At 58.4% G+C, this 15,965-nt stretch carries 12 protein-coding genes, 1 tRNA gene and 1 pseudogene; all 14 read right to left on the reverse strand.

What is annotated here, in order from left to right:
• Positions 1–457 (reverse strand): GTP-binding protein (locus ACI2KK_RS28550; RefSeq protein WP_404671593.1); only part of this gene is annotated, 457 nt, incomplete at its 3' end.
• Between the two features lie 31 nt (positions 458–488).
• Positions 489–2,633 carry an elongation factor G gene (fusA, locus tag ACI2KK_RS28555; RefSeq protein WP_404671594.1) on the reverse strand — a complete coding sequence of 715 codons (2,145 nt, stop codon included), beginning with the start codon at positions 2,631–2,633 and terminating at the stop codon, positions 489–491.
• Between the two features lie 30 nt (positions 2,634–2,663).
• Positions 2,664–3,134, reverse strand: coding sequence for a 30S ribosomal protein S7 (gene rpsG / locus ACI2KK_RS28560; protein WP_003246741.1), 471 nt, complete (start codon positions 3,132–3,134; stop codon positions 2,664–2,666).
• Positions 3,135–3,240: 106 nt separating this feature from the next.
• Positions 3,241–3,612: a 30S ribosomal protein S12 gene (rpsL, locus tag ACI2KK_RS28565; RefSeq protein WP_003255492.1), complete on the reverse strand. Its 372-nt coding sequence runs from the start codon at positions 3,610–3,612 to the stop codon at positions 3,241–3,243.
• Between the two features lie 211 nt (positions 3,613–3,823).
• On the reverse strand, positions 3,824–8,023 hold the full coding sequence (rpoC, locus tag ACI2KK_RS28570; protein ID WP_217841534.1) for a DNA-directed RNA polymerase subunit beta': 4,200 nt from the start codon (positions 8,021–8,023) through the stop codon (positions 3,824–3,826).
• 63 nt (positions 8,024–8,086) lie between these two features.
• A complete protein-coding gene (gene rpoB, locus ACI2KK_RS28575) occupies positions 8,087–12,160 on the reverse strand; it encodes a DNA-directed RNA polymerase subunit beta (protein ID WP_404671595.1) in 4,074 nt (1,357 codons plus the stop codon).
• Positions 12,161–12,379: 219 nt separating this feature from the next.
• Complete coding sequence (gene rplL / locus ACI2KK_RS28580) at positions 12,380–12,745, reverse strand: 50S ribosomal protein L7/L12 (protein WP_217841532.1); 366 nt, start codon at positions 12,743–12,745, stop codon at positions 12,380–12,382.
• A 78-nt stretch (positions 12,746–12,823) separates the two neighbouring features.
• Positions 12,824–13,324 carry a 50S ribosomal protein L10 gene (gene rplJ / locus ACI2KK_RS28585; RefSeq protein ID WP_217841531.1) on the reverse strand — a complete coding sequence of 167 codons (501 nt, stop codon included), beginning with the start codon at positions 13,322–13,324 and terminating at the stop codon, positions 12,824–12,826.
• Positions 13,325–13,522: 198 nt separating this feature from the next.
• The gene (gene rplA / locus ACI2KK_RS28590) at positions 13,523–14,218 is read right to left on the reverse strand and encodes a 50S ribosomal protein L1 (RefSeq protein WP_404671596.1); all 696 of its coding nucleotides are present in this window, start codon (positions 14,216–14,218) and stop codon (positions 13,523–13,525) included.
• A complete protein-coding gene (gene rplK, locus ACI2KK_RS28595) occupies positions 14,218–14,649 on the reverse strand; it encodes a 50S ribosomal protein L11 (protein ID WP_217841529.1) in 432 nt (143 codons plus the stop codon). The genes rplA and rplK overlap by 1 nt, the downstream gene beginning before the upstream one ends.
• Positions 14,650–14,768: 119 nt before the next feature.
• The gene (gene nusG / locus ACI2KK_RS28600) at positions 14,769–15,302 is read right to left on the reverse strand and encodes a transcription termination/antitermination protein NusG (RefSeq protein ID WP_217841528.1); all 534 of its coding nucleotides are present in this window, start codon (positions 15,300–15,302) and stop codon (positions 14,769–14,771) included.
• Between the two features lie 9 nt (positions 15,303–15,311).
• Positions 15,312–15,680 (reverse strand): preprotein translocase subunit SecE, encoded by a 369-nt coding sequence (gene secE / locus ACI2KK_RS28605; protein WP_217841527.1) that lies wholly within the window; start codon positions 15,678–15,680, stop codon positions 15,312–15,314.
• A 44-nt stretch (positions 15,681–15,724) separates the two neighbouring features.
• Positions 15,725–15,800 (reverse strand) — tRNA-Trp (locus tag ACI2KK_RS28610).
• Between the two features lie 54 nt (positions 15,801–15,854).
• Positions 15,855–15,965 (reverse strand): annotated as a pseudogene (locus ACI2KK_RS28615) (elongation factor Tu); the annotation flags it as partial.

Here is a 15,965-nt window from a genome sequence, read left to right on the forward strand (position 1 = left end):
CCATCTCGACCAGCTCCAGCAGCTCAGCGTCGTCTACCAGGTCAGCCTTGTTCAGGACGACCACGATGTACGGAACGCCAACCTGACGGGACAGCAGGATGTGCTCACGGGTTTGTGGCATCGGACCATCAGCGGCCGAGCAAACCAGGATCGCGCCGTCCATCTGGGCAGCACCGGTGATCATGTTCTTCACGTAGTCAGCGTGACCCGGGCAGTCAACGTGAGCGTAGTGACGAATGGTCGAGTTGTACTCAACGTGAGCGGTGTTGATGGTGATACCGCGCGCTTTCTCTTCCGGAGCCGAGTCGATCTTGTCGAACTCAACGATTGCCGAACCGAAAACTTCGGAGCAAACGCGAGTCAGAGCTGCGGTCAGAGTGGTCTTACCGTGGTCAACGTGGCCGATGGTGCCGACGTTAACGTGGGGAAGGGAACGATCAAATTTTTCTTTAGCCACGACAGTGAACTCCTAGCCTAAAGGGGCTGAATCAGCCTTGTTTTTTAATGAGAGCTTCGACGATGTTCGACGGAGCTTCAGCGTATTTCGAGAATTCCATGGAGTAGCTTGCGCGACCCTGAGACATGGAACGAACGTCGGTTGCGTAACCGAACATCTCGCCCAGCGGAACCTCAGCGCGGACGACACGGCCAGAGACCGACTCATCCATACCCTGGACCAGACCACGACGACGGTTCAGGTCACCCATCACGTCACCCAGGTAATCTTCCGGGGTTACAACTTCGACCTTCATGATCGGCTCGAGAACCACGCCACCGCCCTTCTGGGCCAGTTGCTTGGTTGCCATCGAAGCAGCGATTTTGAACGCCATTTCGTTGGAGTCGACGTCGTGGTACGAACCGTCGAATACCGTGGCCTTCAGGCCGATCAGAGGATAACCGGCAACAACGCCGTTTTTCATCTGCTCTTCGATACCCTTCTGGATCGGGGCGATGAATTCCTTAGGAATCACACCACCAACGACTTCGTTGGAGAACACCAGACCTTCGGTGATGTTGCCCTTCTCGTCGACTTCTGGCTCCGAGAAACGGATCCAGCAGTGACCGAACTGACCACGACCACCCGACTGACGAACGAATTTGCCTTCGATCTCAACGCCGGATTTGGTGATCTTCTCGCGGTACGAAACCTGAGGCTTACCGATGTTGGCTTCGACGTTGAACTCGCGCTTCATGCGGTCAACGAGGATGTCCAGGTGCAGCTCACCCATACCCGAGATGATGGTCTGGCCAGTCTCTTCGTCGGTCTTGACGCGGAACGACGGGTCTTCCTGGGCCAGCTTGCCCAGTGCGATACCCATCTTCTCCTGGTCAGCCTTGGTTTTCGGCTCTACGGAGAGCGAAATGACCGGCTCTGGGAAGTCCATACGCTCAAGGATGATTGGCTTGTCGGCGTTGCACAGGGTTTCGCCTGTGGTCACGTCCTTCATGCCGATCAGAGCAGCGATGTCGCCAGCGCGCACTTCCTTGATCTCTTCACGCTGGTTGGCGTGCATCTGCACCATACGGCCAACGCGCTCTTTCTTGCCTTTGACCGAGTTGATGACCGAGTCACCGGAGCTCAGAACGCCCGAGTAAACGCGAACGAAGGTCAGAGTACCAACGAACGGGTCAGTGGCGATCTTGAACGCCAGAGCCGAGAACGGCTCGTCGTCGTCAGCGTGACGCACGTCTTTACGAACAGCCGGGTCTTCTTTGTCCAGCTCTTTGTCGTCCGGGTTGATACCCTGGATTGCAGGGATCTCGGTCGGAGCAGGCAGGAACTCGATGACGGCGTCAAGAACCAGGGGAACGCCCTTGTTCTTGAACGACGAACCGCAGACAGCCGGAACGATCTCGCTGGCCAGGGTGCGCGCACGCAGGCCTGCCTTGATCTCTTCGACGGTCAGCTCACCTTCTTCAAGGTACTTGTTCATCAGCTCTTCGTTGGCTTCGGCGGCGGCTTCAACCATGTTGTTGCGCCATTCTTCAGCCAGCTCCAGCATATCGGCAGGAATTTCTTCCTCGCGATAGGTGGTGCCCTTGTCGTCGTCGTTCCAGTAGATAGCCTTCATCTTGATCAGGTCGACCTGACCCTGGAAGTTATCTTCCGAACCGATGGCCAGCTGAATCGGAACCGGGGTGTGACCCAGACGGTTCTTGATCTGACCTACGACGCGCAGGAAGTTGGCACCGGCACGGTCCATCTTGTTCACGTAGACAACACGTGGAACGCCGTACTTGTTGGCCTGACGCCATACGGTTTCGGACTGCGGCTCAACGCCGGAGGTACCGCAGAACACAACGACCGCGCCGTCGAGTACGCGCAGCGAACGCTCTACTTCAATGGTGAAGTCAACGTGGCCGGGGGTATCGATGACGTTTACGCGGTAGTTGTCGTACTGACCAACCGAACCTTTCCAGAAGGTGGTAACGGCAGCGGAGGTAATGGTGATACCGCGCTCCTGCTCCTGCACCATCCAGTCGGTGGTCGCGGCGCCGTCGTGCACCTCGCCCATCTTGTGGCTCAGACCTGTGTAGAACAGGATCCGCTCGGTAGTGGTGGTCTTGCCCGCGTCAACGTGGGCACAGATACCAATGTTACGGTAGCGGTTAATTGCTGTAGTACGAGCCATAAAGCCCTCGCAAAATGATTGATGCTTGAATTAGAAGCGGTAGTGCGAGAACGCTTTGTTGGCTTCAGCCATACGGTGAACGTCTTCACGCTTCTTGACTGCAGCACCTTTGCCTTCGGCAGCATCCAGCAGTTCGCCGGCCAGACGCAGGGCCATCGACTTCTCGCCGCGCTTGCGGGCGTAGTCTACGAGCCAGCGCATTGCCAGAGCGTTACGACGGGATGGACGAACTTCAACCGGAACCTGGTAAGTGGCACCGCCGACACGGCGGGACTTTACTTCGACCAGCGGAGCGATGGCGTCGAGAGCTTTCTCGAAGATTTCCAGGGGGTCGCTGTTCTTGCGTGCTTTGACGGTATCCAGGGCACCGTAAACGATGCGCTCGGCTACGGCCTTCTTGCCGCTTTCCATCACGTGGTTCATGAACTTGGCGAGGATCTGGGATCCGTACTTCGGATCGTCAAGGATCTCACGTTTTGCTGCTACACGACGTCTTGGCATGATAAGCCCTCAAACGGTCTTCAGGTTAGCCCGGGACGTGGGTCTTCGACCCCTGCCCGACCTTACTCTTATCGACTCAAAAAAATGGATGTCTGCAAACGGCCGATTACTTCGGACGCTTGGTACCGTACTTCGAACGACCCTGGTTACGGCCTTTGACGCCCGAAGTATCCAGAGAGCCGCGAACGGTGTGGTAACGAACACCTGGCAAGTCTTTTACACGGCCGCCACGGATCAGGACGACGCTGTGCTCTTGCAGGTTGTGGCCTTCACCGCCGATGTACGAGGAAACCTCGAAACCGTTGGTCAGGCGCACACGGCATACTTTACGCAGTGCCGAGTTAGGTTTTTTCGGCGTGGTGGTGTACACGCGGGTGCACACGCCACGACGTTGCGGGCAGTTCTGCAGCGCAGGAACGTCGGACTTCTCGACCGAACGCTTGCGCGGCTGACGTACCAGCTGGTTGATAGTTGCCATCTACTAGCTCCACTGATTGTCTTGCGACTCTATTGTCTTGCAAGAAAGCCAAAAATTGGCGAGACGGAGCCTCACCAAATTTAAGGGTACAAAAGTCTAAAGAGGATCTTGCACCCAGTCAAGACGAGGCCCCGGCCCTCCTCGCCCGATCATCGGCAACAATTCATGTCGCCGATGCCCGTTCGAGGGTTGCCGGGGCCCTGCCCTGTACTTAGTTACCGCTGGAATTCAGCGCTTCGGTCAGTGCGGCTTCCACCTCACTGGCGCTTACACGCAGCGGCTTGTCGGCATCACGGCGACGCTTGCGCTCGCTGTGGTAGGCCAGACCGGTACCGGCCGGGATCAGACGACCCACGACCACGTTCTCTTTCAGGCCGCGCAGGTAGTCGCGCTTGCCGGTTACCGCCGCTTCGGTCAGTACGCGGGTGGTTTCCTGGAAGGAAGCCGCCGAGATGAACGATTCGGTGGACAGCGAGGCCTTGGTGATACCCAGCAGCACGCGGGTGAACTTGGAGATGAACTTGTCCTCGCCGGCGAGACGCTCGTTCTCTACCAGTACCTGGGTCAGTTCCATCTGGTCGCCCTTGATGAAGCTGGAATCGCCCGACTCGGAAATCTCAACTTTACGCAGCATCTGACGCAGAATGGTCTCGATGTGCTTGTCGTTGATCTTCACGCCCTGCAGACGGTAAACGTCCTGGATCTCGTTGACGATGTACTTCGCCAGCGCGCTCACACCCAGCAGACGCAGGATGTCGTGCGGATCGCTCGGGCCGTCGGAGATAACTTCGCCGCGGTTTACCTGTTCGCCTTCGAAAACGTTCAGGTGGCGCCACTTCGGAATCAGCTCTTCGTACGGATCGCTGCCATCGGTCGGGGTGATGACCAGACGACGCTTGCCCTTGGTTTCTTTACCGAAGGCAATGGTGCCGCTGACTTCAGCCAGAATCGAGGCTTCTTTCGGACGACGCGCTTCGAACAGGTCGGCAACGCGTGGCAGACCACCGGTGATGTCACGGGTCTTCGACGTTTCTTGCGGGATACGCGCGATAACGTCACCGACGCCGATCTGGGCACCGTCAGCCACACCGACGAGGGCGTTGGCTGGCAGGAAGTACTGTGCCGGTACGTCGGTACCTGGCAGGTACAGGTCCTTGCCTGCAGCATCGACCATCTTGATGGCCGGGCGGATTTCCTTGCCTGCGGCAGGGCGATCCTTGACGTCCATCACTTCAATGTTGGTCAGGCCGGTCAGTTCGTCGGTCTGGCGCTTGATGGTGATGTTTTCTTCCATGCCCACGAAGGTCACGGTACCTTTCAGTTCGGTAACGATCGGGTGGGTGTGCGGGTCCCACTTGGCGACGATGGCGCCAGCTTCGACCTTCTCACCTTCCTTGACCGAAATTACCGCACCGTACGGCAGCTTGTAGCGCTCACGCTCACGGCCGAACTCGTCGGCAATGGCCAGCTCACCGGAACGCGATACGGCAACCAGGTTGCCATCGGCGCGCTCGACCTGCTTCAGGTTGTGCAGACGCACCATACCGCCGTTCTTCACCTGGACGCTGTCGGCAGCCGAAGTACGGCTTGCAGCACCACCGATGTGGAACGTACGCATGGTGAGCTGGGTACCCGGCTCACCGATCGACTGTGCAGCGATAACGCCGACAGCTTCACCGATGTTCACCTGGTGACCACGAGCCAGGTCACGACCGTAGCACTTGGCGCAGATGCCGAAGCGGGTTTCGCAGCTGATCGGCGAACGCACGATCACTTCGTCGATGCTGTTCAGCTCGATGAACTCGACCCACTGCTCGTCGACCAGGGTACCGGCCGGAACGATGACGTCCTCGGTGCCTGGCTTGAACACGTCACGGGCGATGACACGGCCCAGTACGCGCTCACCCAGCGGCTCGACAACGTCGCCGCCTTCGATGTGCGGGGTCATCAGCAGACCCTGGTCGGTGCCGCAGTCGATCTCGGTCACTACCAGGTCTTGCGCCACGTCTACCAGACGACGAGTCAGGTAACCGGAGTTCGCGGTCTTCAGTGCGGTATCCGCCAGACCCTTACGAGCACCGTGGGTCGAGATGAAGTACTGCAGTACGCTCAGACCTTCACGGAAGTTCGCGGTGATCGGCGTCTCGATGATCGAGCCGTCCGGCTTGGCCATCAGGCCACGCATACCGGCCAGCTGACGGATCTGGGCCGCAGAACCACGAGCACCGGAGTCGGCCATCATGTACATCGAGTTGAAGGACTCTTGGTCGACTTCGTTGCCTTCGCGGTCGATGACCTTCTCTTTCGAGAGGTTGGCCATCATCGCCTTGGACACTTCGTCGTTCGCCTTGGACCACAAGTCGATGACCTTGTTGTACTTCTCGCCCTGGGTTACCAGGCCGGAGGCGTACTGGCTCTCGATTTCCTTCACTTCATCGGTAGCGCTGTCGATGATGCGCGCCTTCTCATCCGGGATGACGAAGTCGTTCACACCAATGGACACGCCAGAGATGGTGGAGTAGGCGAAACCGGTGTACATCAGCTGGTCGGCGAAGATAACGGTCTCTTTCAGACCAACCACGCGGTAGCACTGGTTGATCAGCTTGGAGATCGCCTTTTTCTTCATCGGCTGGTTCACCACGTCGTACGGCAGGCCTGCCGGTACAACCTGGAACAGCAGCGCACGGCCGACGGTGGTGTCGACGATACGGGTGTTCTTGGTGACGCTGCCATCACGGTCGTTCACGGTCTCGTTGATACGGACCTTGATTTTCGCGTGCAGGGCAGCTTCGCCGGCGCGGAACACGCGGTCGACTTCCTGCAGGTCGGCGAATACGCGACCTTCGCCCTTGGCGTTGATGGCTTCACGGGTCATGTAGTACAGACCCAGTACAACGTCCTGCGACGGAACGATGATTGGCTCACCGTTGGCTGGCGACAGGATGTTGTTGGTCGACATCATCAGCGCGCGCGCTTCGAGCTGGGCTTCCAGCGTCAGCGGCACGTGAACGGCCATCTGGTCACCGTCGAAGTCGGCGTTGTACGCGGCGCAGACCAGCGGGTGCAGCTGGATAGCCTTACCTTCGATCAGAACCGGTTCAAAGGCCTGGATACCCAGACGGTGCAGGGTCGGCGCACGGTTGAGCAGTACGGGGTGTTCGCGGATAACCTCGGCGAGAACGTCCCAGACCTCTGGCAGTTCGCGCTCGACCATCTTCTTGGCGGCCTTGATGGTGGTCGCCAGACCACGCATTTCCAGCTTGCCGAAAATGAACGGCTTGAACAGTTCCAGCGCCATCTTCTTCGGCAGACCGCACTGGTGCAGGCGCAGGGTCGGGCCTACGGTAATTACCGAACGGCCGGAGTAGTCAACGCGCTTACCGAGCAAGTTCTGACGGAAGCGACCTTGCTTACCTTTGATCATGTCGGCCAGCGACTTCAGCGGACGCTTGTTCGAGCCAGTGATGGCGCGACCGCGACGGCCGTTGTCGAGCAGGGCGTCGACCGCTTCCTGCAGCATGCGCTTTTCGTTGCGCACGATGATGTCCGGCGCCGACAGATCGAGCAGGCGCTTCAGACGGTTGTTACGGTTGATCACCCGACGATACAGGTCGTTCAGGTCGGAGGTCGCGAAGCGGCCGCCATCCAGCGGTACCAGCGGACGCAGGTCCGGCGGCAGCACTGGCAGGACGGTCAGGACCATCCACTCAGGCAGGTTGCCCGAGCCCTGGAAAGCTTCCATCAGCTTCAGGCGCTTGGACAGCTTCTTGATCTTGGTTTCCGAGTTGGTTTGCGGAATTTCTTCGCGCAGGCGGCCGATCTCGTGCTCCAGGTCGATAGCGTGCAGCAGCTCGCGGACAGCCTCGGCACCCATGCGGGCGTCGAAGTCGTCACCGAACTCTTCCAGCGCTTCGAAGTACTGCTCGTCGTTCAGCAGCTGACCCTTCTCGAGGGTGGTCATGCCCGGGTCGATAACGACATAGCTCTCGAAGTAGAGCACGCGCTCGATATCACGCAGGGTCATGTCCATCAGCAGGCCGATACGGGACGGCAGCGACTTCAGGAACCAGATGTGGGCAACCGGCGAGGCCAGTTCGATGTGCGCCATGCGCTCACGACGAACCTTGGCCAGGGCAACTTCAACGCCGCACTTCTCGCAGATTACGCCGCGGTGCTTGAGGCGCTTGTACTTGCCGCACAGGCACTCGTAGTCCTTGACTGGGCCAAAGATCTTGGCGCAGAACAGGCCGTCACGCTCAGGCTTGAACGTACGGTAGTTGATGGTCTCGGGCTTTTTGACTTCACCGAACGACCACGAACGGATCATTTCAGGCGACGCCAGACCGATGCGGATGGCGTCGAACTCTTCGACTTGACCCTGGTTTTTCAGCAAATTCAGTAGGTCTTTCAAGGCCTTTCCTCCTGGCGGAGCAGGGAGCAGGCATTACCTGCCCACTCCCCTTCGCGTCACGTGTTATTCGGTTTCCAGATCGATATCGATACCGAGCGAACGGATCTCTTTGATCAACACGTTGAAGGACTCGGGCATGCCCGGCTCCATACGGTGATCGCCATCCACGATGTTCTTGTACATCTTGGTACGGCCGTTCACGTCGTCCGACTTCACTGTGAGCATTTCTTGCAGGGTGTATGCCGCGCCGTATGCTTCCAGCGCCCACACTTCCATCTCCCCGAAACGCTGACCACCGAACTGCGCCTTACCACCCAGCGGCTGCTGGGTAACCAGGCTGTAGGAACCAGTGGAACGCGCGTGCATCTTGTCGTCCACCAAGTGGTTCAGCTTGAGCATGTACATGTAACCAACGGTCACAGGACGCTCGAACTTGTTGCCGGTGCGGCCGTCGAACAGCTGCATCTGGCCGCTTTCTGGCAGGTCTGCCAGTTTCAGCATGGCCTTGATCTCACGCTCTTTGGCACCGTCGAAGACCGGAGTGGCCATAGGCACGCCTTTCTTCAGGTTGTGGGCCAGGGCGAGGATCTCTGCGTCGGTGAACTCTTCCAGGTTCTCCTGACGACCACCGATCTCGTTGTAGATCTCGGTGAGGAAGCCACGGATTTCAGCGGCTTTACGCTGCTCTTCGATCATGCGGTCGATCTTCTCGCCCAGACCTTTGGCCGCGAGGCCCAGGTGGGTTTCGAGGATCTGCCCGACGTTCATACGCGAAGGTACGCCCAGCGGGTTCAGTACGACGTCGACCGGAGTACCGTTGGCGTCGTGCGGCATGTCTTCGACCGGCATGATTACCGAGACGACACCCTTGTTACCGTGACGACCGGCCATCTTGTCACCCGGCTGGATGCGACGGCGGATGGCCAGGTAGACCTTGACGATCTTCAGTACGCCCGGTGCCAGGTCATCGCCCTGCTGCAGCTTGCGCTTCTTGTCTTCGAACTTGTCGTCCAGCAGGCGACGGCGATCGACGATGTACTGCTGAGCCTTTTCCAGCTGCTCGTTCAGTGCATCTTCGGCCATGCGCAGTTTGAACCACTGGCCGTGCTCCAGACCGTTCAGGACCTCGTCGCTGATCACGGTGCCTTTCTTCAGGCCCGCACCACCGTCGACCACCTGGCCGTTCAGAGCCGAACGCAGACGCTCGAAGGTTGCGCCTTCGACGATGCGGAACTCTTCGTTGAGGTCCTTGCGGATCTCGTCCAGCTGCATCTTCTCGATGGCCAGGGCGCGGCTGTCGCGCTCGACGCCATCACGGGTGAAGACCTGTACGTCGATGACGGTGCCCTTGGTACCGGTCGGTACGCGCAGGGAGGTGTCTTTGACGTCGCTGGCCTTCTCACCGAAGATCGCGCGCAGCAGTTTTTCTTCCGGAGTCAGCTGGGTCTCGCCTTTCGGGGTGACCTTGCCGACCAGGATGTCGCCGGCGCCGACTTCGGCACCTACGTAGACGATACCGGCTTCGTCCAGCTTGTTCAGCGCAGCTTCACCCACGTTCGGGATGTCTGCGGTGATTTCCTCTGGGCCAAGCTTGGTGTCACGGGCCACACAGGTCAGTTCCTGGATGTGGATCGTGGTGAAGCGGTCATCCTGAACCACACGCTCGGACAGGCAGAGGGAGTCTTCGAAGTTGAAGCCGTTCCACGCCATGAACGCGATGCGCATGTTCTGACCCAGTGCCAGCTCACCCATGTCGGTGGACGGACCATCGGCCATGATGTCGCTGCGCTGAACCTTGTCACCCTTGCTCACCAGCGGACGCTGGTTGATGCAGGTGTTCTGGTTCGAACGGGTGTACTTGGTCAGGTTGTAGATATCCACACCTGCTTCACCGGTCTCGACTTCGTCGTCATTGACGCGAACGACGATACGGCTGGCGTCGACCGAGTCGATCACACCACCGCGGCGAGCAACCACGCAGACACCGGAGTCACGGGCGACGTTGCGCTCCATGCCGGTACCTACCAGCGGCTTGTCGGCGCGCAGGGTCGGTACAGCCTGACGCTGCATGTTCGAACCCATCAACGCACGGTTGGCGTCGTCGTGCTCGAGGAACGGAATCAGCGAGGCAGCGACGGAAACAACCTGCTTCGGCGAAACGTCCATCAGGGTGACGTCTTCCGGCGCCTTGACGGTGAATTCGTTCAGGTGACGGACCGCTACCAGCTCGTCGATCAGTTGCTTCTTCTCGTTCATCGCGGCCGAGGCCTGGGCGATGACGTGATCAGCTTCTTCGATGGCCGACAGGAACACGATGTCGTCGCTGACCACACCCTCTTTCACCACGCGGTACGGGCTTTCGAGGAAGCCGTACTGGTTGGTGCGGGCATAGGCTGCCAGGGAGTTGATCAGACCGATGTTCGGGCCTTCCGGCGTTTCGATCGGGCACACACGGCCGTAGTGGGTCGGGTGTACGTCACGGACTTCGAAGCCTGCGCGCTCACGGGTCAGACCGCCAGGGCCGAGTGCAGAAACACGGCGCTTGTGGGTGATCTCGGAGAGCGGGTTGTTCTGGTCCATGAACTGCGAGAGCTGGCTGGAACCGAAGAACTCTTTCACCGCCGCCGCAACCGGCTTGGCGTTGATCAGGTCCTGCGGCATCAGGCCTTCGCTTTCGGCCATCGACAGACGCTCTTTGACCGCGCGCTCTACACGCACCAGGCCAACGCGGAACTGGTTCTCGGCCATCTCGCCGACGCAGCGGACGCGACGGTTACCCAGGTGGTCGATGTCGTCGACGATGCCTTTGCCGTTACGGATGTCGACCAGGGTCTTGAGGACCTCGACGATATCTTCCTTGCTCAGCACGCCCGAACCTTCGATCTCGGTACGACCGATACGACGGTTGAACTTCATGCGGCCAACGGCGGACAGGTCGTAACGCTCGGCGCTGAAGAACAGGTTGTTGAACAGGGTCTCGGCGGCGTCCTTGGTTGGCGGCTCGCCTGGACGCATCATGCGGTAGATCTCGACCAGGGCTTCCAGCTGGTTGCTGGTGGTGTCGATCTTCAGCGTATCCGAGATGAACGGACCGCAGTCGATGTCGTTGGTGTACAGGGTCTCGATGCGAACGACCTGAGCCTTGGCGATCTTGATCAGCAGATCGGTGGTCAGCTCGGTGTTGCACTCGGCCAGGATCTCGCCGGTAGCCGGGTGCACGATGGCCTTGGCGCTGGTACGACCCAGCACGTATTCCATCGGCACTTCCAGCTCTTTCACGCCAGCTTTTTCAAGCTGGTTGATGTGGCGCGCAGTGATACGGCGACCCTGCTCGACGATGACCTTGCCGCTGTCGTCATGGATGTCCATGACCGCAACTTCACCACGCAGACGCTGCGGCACCAGCTCCAGGCTGAGTTTCTCGCCGGAGATGTGGAAGACGTTGGTGGTGTAGAAGGTGTTGAGCACTTCTTCAGTGCTGTAACCCAGGGCACGCAGCAGTACCGAGGCCGGCAGCTTGCGGCGACGGTCGATACGTACGAACACGCAGTCTTTCGGGTCGAACTCGAAGTCCAGCCACGAACCGCGGTAAGGGATGATGCGTGCGGAGTACAGCAGCTTGCCGGAGCTGTGGGTCTTGCCACGGTCGTGGTCGAAGAACACACCCGGCGAACGGTGCAACTGGGACACGATCACACGCTCGGTACCGTTGATAACGAAGGTACCGTTCTCAGTCATCAGGGGGATTTCACCCATGTAGACTTCTTGCTCTTTGATGTCCTTGATCGCTTTGTTCGACGATTCCTTGTCGAAGATGATCAGGCGCACCTTCACCCGCAGCGGGACCGCAAAGGTCACACCGCGCAGGACACATTCCTTCACATCGAAAGCCGGCTCGCCCAGGCGATAGCCGACGTACTCCAGGGCAGCATTGCCGGAGTAGCTGATGATCGGGAATACCGATTTGAAGGCCGCATGCAGGCCGACGTCGCGGAACTGGTCCTTGGATGCTCCCGCCTGCAGGAATTCGCGATACGAATCCAGCTGGATTGCCAGGAGATAAGGCACGTCCATGACGTCCGGCAACTTGCTAAAGTCCTTGCGGATACGTTTTTTCTCAGTGTATGAGTAAGCCATCAGCATTCCCCAGCTTGGTCACCTGCTTATTTGGCATCTCCCGGCGGGAGCAGCCGAAAATCGTGCAAACCCCATGGTTTGCGCCACCCTCTTGGGTGTCTTGCAGCTCGTTATCGGGGCCGACCTGATCGGCCACCAATAACGGAAAAAGGCCGGTGGCATAAGCCACCAGCCATCAGCCCTTCGCTCAACGCTCGGACTGGAGTCGCAAAGTCGAAATTACTTCAGCTCGACTTTAGCGCCTGCTTCTTCCAGCTTCTTCTTAGCGTCTTCAGCGGCTTCTTTCGAAACGCCTTCAGCTACAACCTGAGGAGCGCCATCGACTTTCTCTTTGGCTTCTTTCAGGCCCAGACCGGTCAGCTCGCGAACGGCTTTAATGACGTTCACTTTCTTGTCGCCGGCTTCAACCAGGACAACGTTGAACTCGGTCTGCTCTTCAACAACGGCAGCAGCAGCAGCTGGGCCGGCAGCGGCAACAGCAGCGGTAACGCCGAAGGTTTCTTCCATAGCTTTGATCAGCTCAACAATTTCCAGAACGGTTTTCTGGCCGATTGCTTCGATGATTTGCTCGTTAGTCAGGGACATGACTTAAATCCTGTATTGGGGTGACAGCCTACGCAGCCATCAAATTAAACATATGATTTTGAAAGAGTTTCGCGTGCCTTAGGCAGCGGTAGCTTCTTTCTGGTCGCGAATGGCTGCCAGAGTACGAGCCAGCTTGCTGGTGGCGCCTTGGATCACGCTCATCAGTTTTGCGATAGCTTCGTCGCGGGTCGGCAGGGTAGCCAACACGTCGATCTGGTTCGCTGCAATGAAATTGCCGTCAAACGCAGCTGCCTTGATCTCGAACTTGTCCTGACCCTTGGCGAACTCTTTGAACAGACGGGCAGCAGCGCCCGGGTGTTCGTTGGAGAAGGCGATCAGGGTCGGGCCTTTGAACACGTCGTTGAGGACCGAAAACTCGGTGCCTTCAACAGCGCGCTTGAGCAGGGTGTTACGTACGACACGTACGTAAACGCCAGCTTCGCGGGCCTCTTTACGGAGTCCGGTCATTGCGCCTACAGTCACACCACGGGCATCAGCCACGACAGCGGACAGAGCGACTTTGGCAGCCTCGTTGACTTCAGCGACGATGGCCTTCTTGTCTTCGAGTTTAATTGCCACGGGTTTACTCCTGGTTTCTACCGTTTCATCCAGCCGAGGCCGGATGTCGTTTTGGTGTCTGATTCGCGAACGAATCGGGAGCACCATCTGCGTAGGCTTGTGGTTTAAGGCTTGCGCCGCCTACGGTCTTGGATAGCCCCCGCCAGGCAGGGACCCCAATTTAGTTGGCCGCGACAACCAGGTTGCCGCGGCCGAGCATTACACGTTCAGCGAGCTCTGATCGATGACCAGACCTGGGCCCATGGTGGTGCTCAGGGTAACGCGCTTGACGTAGATACCTTTCGAGGAAGCTGGCTTGATACGCTTCAGATCAGCGATCAGGGCTTCAACGTTTTCCTTCAGCTTGCCGGCTTCGAAGCCGATTTTGCCAACGGAGGTGTGGATGATACCGTTCTTGTCGGTACGGTAGCGAACCTGACCAGCCTTGGCGTTTTTGACAGCGCCGGCTACGTCTGGGGATACGGTACCCACTTTCGGGTTAGGCATCAGGCCGCGAGGGCCCAGAACCTGACCCAGCTGACCTACAACGCGCATGGCATCAGGCGATGCGATGACGACGTCATAGTTCAGGTCACCGGCTTTCATTTCGGCAGCCAGATCGTCCATACCTACGCGGTCAGCGCCGGCAGCCAGAGCGGCTTCAGCAGCTGGACCCTGGGTGAAGACGGCAACACGTACGGTCTTGCCAGTGCCGTGTGGCAGCACGGTAGCGCTACGAACGACCTGGTCGGATTTACGTGGGTCAACACCGAGGTTTACGGCGATGTCGTAGGACTCGACGAACTTGGCAGCCGGCAGCGAAGCCAGCAGAGTTGCCGCTTCTTCGAAGCTGTAGGCCTTGCCTGCTTCGATTTTCTCGGCGATAGCCTTTTGGCGCTTGGTCAGCTTAGCCATTACACACCCTCCACGTTCAGGCCCATGCTGCGGGCAGAGCCAGCGATGGTGCGTACAGCAGCGTCCAGGTCAGCGGCAGTCAGATCAGCCTGTTTGGCTTTGGCGATCTCTTCCAGCTGAGCACGGTTCACGGTACCGACTTTGACGGTGTTCGGGCGAGCCGAACCACTGGTCAGGCCAGCAGCTTTCTTCAGCAGAACCGAGGCAGGGGTGCTCTTGGTCTCGAAGGTGAAGCTACGGTCGCTGTAGACAGTGATGATCACTGGAGTCGGCAGGCCTGGCTCTTGACCCTGAGTACGGGCGTTGAAGGCCTTGCAGAATTCCATGATGTTCACACCATGTTGACCCAGTGCTGGACCAACGGGTGGGCTTGGGTTGGCCTGGCCGGCCTTTACTTGCAGCTTGATGTAAGCCTGAATCTTCTTAGCCATGAGCTACTCCAAAATCGGGTACGAACGCCTGATGGCTCCCCGGATGACTTGCGTTTTATCCCAGTGACGACAAAACCCCGCAGCACATAGGGCTGCGGGGTATGGGATGCTGCGTTCCGCTAGACCTTCTCGACCTGGCTGAACTCGAGCTCCACCGGGGTGGAGCGACCGAAAATGAGCACTGCAACCTGCAGGCGGCTCTTCTCGTAGTTAACTTCTTCGACGTTGCCATTGAAGTCAGCGAAGGGACCGTCAATGACGCGAACCACTTCACCCGGCTCGAACAACGTCTTCGGCTTAGGCTTGTCGCTGCCGTCGGCTACGCGACGCAGGATGGCCTCAGCTTCTTTATCAGTGATAGGCGCAGGCTTGTCTGCGGTACCACCAATGAAACCCATAACACGAGGGGTGTCCTTGACAAGGTGCCAAGTCCCTTCGTTCATTTCCATCTGAACCAGCACATAGCCCGGGAAGAACTTGCGCTCGCTCTTGCGCTTCTGGCCGTTACGCATTTCGACGACTTCCTCGGTCGGAACCAGGATTTCGCCGAACTCGTCTTCCATGCCAGCCAGCTTGACGCGCTCTACCAGGGAGCGCATGACATGCTTCTCGTAACCCGAGTAAGCATGCACTACATACCAACGCTTAGCCACGGGACACCTTTAGCCAACAATCAGGGAGACCAACCAACCGAGCAGGGAGTCGAGACCCCACAGCACCAGCGCCATAACCAAAACAACAGCCACGACAATCAGCGTGGTCTGAGTGGTTTCCTGACGGGTTGGCCACACGACTTTACGGATCTCGGTACGTGCTTCCTTCGCCAGCGCAAAGAACGACTTACCCTTGGCGGTCTGCAGAGCAACGAAGCCCGCGACAGCAGCCAGAACAAGCAGGACGAGTACGCGATACAGGATTGGGGATGCGGAGTAATACTGATTACCCACGACACCAACAACTACCAATGCGACAACAGCGAGCCACTTGAACAGATCAAAACGCGAATCTTGGGCTTCAGTTTTGGGAGTCATCGGGGAGGATCCTGTAAGAAGAAAGCCAATCACACCGAGGTGAATGGCAGGTCAGGAGGGAATCGAACCCCCAACCTACGGTTTTGGAGACCGTCGCTCTGCCAATTGAGCTACTGACCTTTAACGCTGTATCAGGCCGGCCATTATACCGGCCCGATCAAATAAATCAACTACTTATTCAATAATTTTTGCTACGACGCCGGCGCCGACGGTACGACCGCCTTCACGGATGGCGAAGCGCAGACCGTCTTCCATTGCGATGGTCTTGATCAGGGTGACTTCCAT

This window comes from Pseudomonas sp. NPDC089406, assembly GCF_044900265.1.
GTDB lineage: Bacteria > Pseudomonadota > Gammaproteobacteria > Pseudomonadales > Pseudomonadaceae > Aquipseudomonas > Aquipseudomonas fakonensis.

What these genes read in the sequence shown, in the direction of transcription:
- fusA (WP_404671594.1), bottom strand. Translation starts at nt 2,633, where the DNA reads ATGGCTCGTACTACAGCAATTAACCGCTACCGTAACATTGGTATCTGT.
- rpsG (WP_003246741.1), bottom strand. Translation starts at nt 3,134, where the DNA reads ATGCCAAGACGTCGTGTAGCAGCAAAACGTGAGATCCTTGACGATCCG.
- rpsL (WP_003255492.1), bottom strand. Translation starts at nt 3,612, where the DNA reads ATGGCAACTATCAACCAGCTGGTACGTCAGCCGCGCAAGCGTTCGGTC.
- rpoB (WP_404671595.1), bottom strand. Translation starts at nt 12,160, where the DNA reads ATGGCTTACTCATACACTGAGAAAAAACGTATCCGCAAGGACTTTAGC.
- rplL (WP_217841532.1), bottom strand. Translation starts at nt 12,745, where the DNA reads ATGTCCCTGACTAACGAGCAAATCATCGAAGCAATCGGCCAGAAAACC.
- rplA (WP_404671596.1), bottom strand. Translation starts at nt 14,218, where the DNA reads ATGGCTAAGCTGACCAAGCGCCAAAAGGCTATCGCCGAGAAAATCGAA.
- rplK (WP_217841529.1), bottom strand. Translation starts at nt 14,649, where the DNA reads ATGGCTAAGAAGATTCAGGCTTACATCAAGCTGCAAGTAAAGGCCGGC.
- secE (WP_217841527.1), bottom strand. Translation starts at nt 15,680, where the DNA reads ATGACTCCCAAAACTGAAGCCCAAGATTCGCGTTTTGATCTGTTCAAG.